We start from the raw sequence: 3,767 nt of genomic DNA, 5'->3' as shown, positions 1-3,767 counted from the left end.
TTTCCGTTGCCAGTTGGCGGTTTTGGCGGGCTTGAGCTGCAGATTTGCCACCATCGAACAAATTCCATTTCAAGTTCAAACCAATATCTTGGTTTAATAATTCAACAACATAACCCATATTTGCTGGGCCGGAAACATTACTTTGGCCAAAAGTTTTATCCCATCCAGAATTGCCAAATATACTCAGAACAGGCTGTATATTACCAAGGGCACTATTTGCATTTGAATTTGCAATCGATACATCAAGAATTAAATTGCTAAGTTCTTCTCGAAATGCATAGGCAGCAACAATGCTTTCCTGCAATGAGGGCTGCCATACTCCTAGCAATTTAGAAGGATCCGCAGCAGTTGGCGTTACATTTTGGGGCAGATCTAGCAGACGTGCTAGATCACGCCGGGCAATTGCTTGTTGCAACATGCCCTCTGTGAGTTTTTGTTGATCGCGGGCCAGCTGGGTTTCCGCCTCCATAACATCAAGTTTGGTGGCTACTCCAGCTTGGAGGCGAGCTCTCGCATCACGCAGGCTTACAGAAGAAGATTGAACTGCGGATTTACCAATACGCACCTGATCATCTGAATACTGAAGCAGGAAATATGCAGTAGCTGCTTGTAGCCTCAGATCTCTTAATGTGATCAAATATTGATTCTTTGCCTTCTCAAATTGATCGCGGGCTGCTGCAATTTGCGGCACCCTTTGGGGGTTTATTAAATCCCAGTTGAACTGCAAAAATGCTCCAGCTCCATAAATTTGCGTTTGCGATTTAAAAGTATTCGAATCATATGGATTATTTGGGGTAACAAACTCACTGCCATAATTCTGAGTTCTACTACCAAAACTGCGGGAAGGGAATCCATCAGTACTCAACTTCAAAGTGGGATACCAAGCGGATATTTGTGCCCTTAAATTTGATTTTGCTTGCTCTACCTGAGAAGCTATTTGTTTTAGCTGAGGGTTGTTTACCTCCACCAATTTCTCCACCTGATTTAGCCTTAAGGGGCGATAATCCATTATGCGAACTTGGCTAGGGGTTGTAGGTAACGCCAGCGGTGCGGGTGCTTGCAAGCCATCGAGTTCTGCTGGCAGGGATGTTGCCGCAGGGGTTATCACTTCAGGATTTGATTTAGGCCTAGGGCCCTTCACCTTGATGGCATCAGGTAATTGCTCAGGGCTTGGATCCAAAGAATCTGCAAAAGCGGCCCCAGGGCTTGCGGCCAAGACGATTGCAAGCATCAAGCTGCGCATGCGTCTGGCCACTGTTACCTTCCAAAATTATCTATGAGTGAAATTTACTGGCTTTTGCGCCCTTTAACGCAAGCAGGCAGCCACGACCTCAGCTGCCCCTGCCACTACACAAATGGGCAGCCCGAGCTTTTGCTCCACCTGCTCGAGGCTTAAATCATCGAGAAAAACCGCTTCCCCTTGGCGCAGCAGCACAGCTGGCAACAACAAAAGCTCACCGAGATCGAGATCAGCCAAGCCACTTACTAAATCTGATCCGGTTAGCAAACCTGTAACCACCTGATCGCAGCCCCAATAGGGGCTTGGTAGGGCATGTAGTTGCAGATTTAAACCGCGCACATTTTGCAAACGTTTCACCACTGGCAGCAAGGCCTCCCCCACCAAGCGGCCCACCACCCAGCTGATCTGGCGAGGGGTTTCCAAACTTTCAGGCAAATTCAAGGTGGCCTGATCTAGATCCTCAAGAAAGGCGCGAATGCTGCCTACGCCATTCTCCTGCTGGGGAAAATCGGCATAACTAGATCTCGCGGGTAAAGGCAAACCAGCTATCAAATACCACTCATCTGATAACCAGGCCCAGGGGCTGCCAAAACGCTTCTTAAAATTTGGATGAAGTGCTTCCACCGCCGAAATCGTTTTTAGAGCTGTCTCAAGATTTACCGGCAGCAAACCATCAGCATCGGGGCGAAAGCGAGTTAAACCCACTGGCACCACTGCTACAGATAACACCGCCGGCCAATCACCGCCGGCAAAACGTGCCAAATCATTCAGGCTGTTGATTAAGGCATCACCATCATTGATACCAGGGCAAACCACCACCTGGGCATGAATCTGCAAACGCCGTTCTTGAAACCAGGCCAACTGTTCCAAAAGCAGGCCCGCCCGCTCGTTTTGCAATAAACGACTACGCAGGGCTGGATTTGTGGCATGCACAGATACATAAAGAGGAGAAAGCCGTTGCGCTTCGATCCTTTGCCAGTCAGCGGGAGTGAGATTGGTGAGGGTTAGGTAAGAGCCGTATAAAAAACTAAGCCGGTAATCGTCGTCTTTTAGATACAAACTATGGCGCCTGCCAGGGGGTTGCTGATCGATAAAACAAAAAGGGCAGTGGTTGTTGCATTGCCGCAAACCATCAAATAAAGCCTCTGTAAAACCAAGCCCAAGCCCATCATCTGCATCCTTTTCAAGCTCTAAGCGATGGATTTCACCGCTGGGATCTTCCACCTCCAATAGCAACTCCTCCTCGCCGCAGAGCATTTGTAGATCGATTAGATCTCTCGGACGCATGCCATTTATTGCAATCAAGCGATCACCAGCTTGAAAACCAAGCTCCTCGCCAATCGAACCCGGTTCCACAGTGGCCACCACAGCCGGCTGGGGAGTTGCAGCCCCTGGATCACTATTTATTGGAATACCAGAACTGGGCTCCAGCCACACGGCCGTAAATGCGAGTTATCCCAGTGTGGGGTTTCCTGCCACTAAACCAAGTAATAAAGCTCCAAATAGCAAGCGATACACCACAAAAGGCCAGGTGCTGTTGGTTTTTAGAAATTCCAGCAGCCAGGCAATCGCCAACCAAGAAACCAATGCAGCTGAGCTAATTCCCAGAAGCAAAGGCAGTGGGCCGTAGGTGGCACCAGCTTTAAGGGCATCTTTGAGCTCCACCAAACCCGCCAGGGTGATGGCCGGAATACCCAACAAAAAAGAAAACCTTGCGGCATCAGCCCTTTCCCAACCGCTTAAAAGTGCTGCAGTGAGGGTGCTGCCGGAGCGGGAAACCCCTGGAATGATGGCAAGTGCTTGAGCTAGGCCTACAAACAAACCATCACCAGGGCGCACCTCTTCTAATTGCAGGCTGCGTTTGCCAATTTTTTCTGCCAAAGCCAGCAATAAAGCCATCACAATCGAAATCACACCGATTGAGGCAAGGCTGCGCAATGGCGAACTCTCATATCCAGGCCAAAACAACTTGATTGCTAAACCCGCAAATACGATCGGCAAGGTTCCCAGAGCAATCGCAACCCCCAAACGCGCATCTTGGTGGCCCCAATCGCCACCCCTTGAGGCCCTGGCAATGCCCCTAAATACCAAATTGAGATCGGCGCGGAAATAGGCAATCACCGCGATGATGCTGCCCAACTGAATCACAGCCGTTACCGCAACTCCAGGATCACCCCAACCAAGCAAAACAGGCACCACTTTTAAATGGGCAGTGCTGCTAATCGGCAAAAATTCGGTGAGGCCTTGCACCACCCCAAGCACCAAGGTGCGCCAGCAGGCCTCGAGAAGCGATAGGGATTGGCTGGGTTCCACTTTTTGAAAAAGAATTAGCAGCGGCACCTTACGGCTGCTGCAGCTTGAATGCTTTTGGCCTTAAGGTTACGAAAATTTGTAAACTGTTTGTTGGCGCGCTCTAGCTCAACGTTAGTAACCCAAGCGCTGCCTGTTGCTAGCGAAATTCTTTGGCTGCCAAAGCAGTTTCATATCCCAGTTCAAAAGCAGCCTTCTCTACCGCTGCTGGCGGCTT

At 49.6% G+C, this 3,767-nt stretch carries 3 protein-coding genes; all 3 read right to left on the bottom strand.

All coding sequences use genetic code 11. The features are described 5' to 3' along the window. Window positions 1–1,231, bottom strand: a 1,231-nt coding sequence (locus KB557_RS09630) for a TolC family protein (RefSeq protein ID WP_255133653.1), incomplete at its 3' end; no start/stop codon positions are given. A 75-nt stretch (window positions 1,232–1,306) separates the two neighbouring features. Next, window positions 1,307–2,677, bottom strand: coding sequence for a TIGR03279 family radical SAM protein (locus KB557_RS09625; RefSeq protein WP_255133651.1), 1,371 nt, complete (start codon window positions 2,675–2,677; stop codon window positions 1,307–1,309). A 15-nt stretch (window positions 2,678–2,692) separates the two neighbouring features. After that, a complete protein-coding gene (locus tag KB557_RS09620; protein WP_399218951.1) occupies window positions 2,693–3,580 on the bottom strand; it encodes an undecaprenyl-diphosphate phosphatase in 888 nt (295 codons plus the stop codon). Window positions 3,581–3,767 lie beyond the last annotated feature (187 nt).

This window comes from Synechococcus sp. Cruz CV12-2-Slac-r (genome assembly GCF_024346075.1).
Lineage (GTDB): Bacteria > Cyanobacteriota > Cyanobacteriia > PCC-6307 > Cyanobiaceae > Synechococcus_D.
Note: the sequence above shows the minus strand (reverse complement) of the source record. Positions and strands in the feature narration are given on the sequence as shown.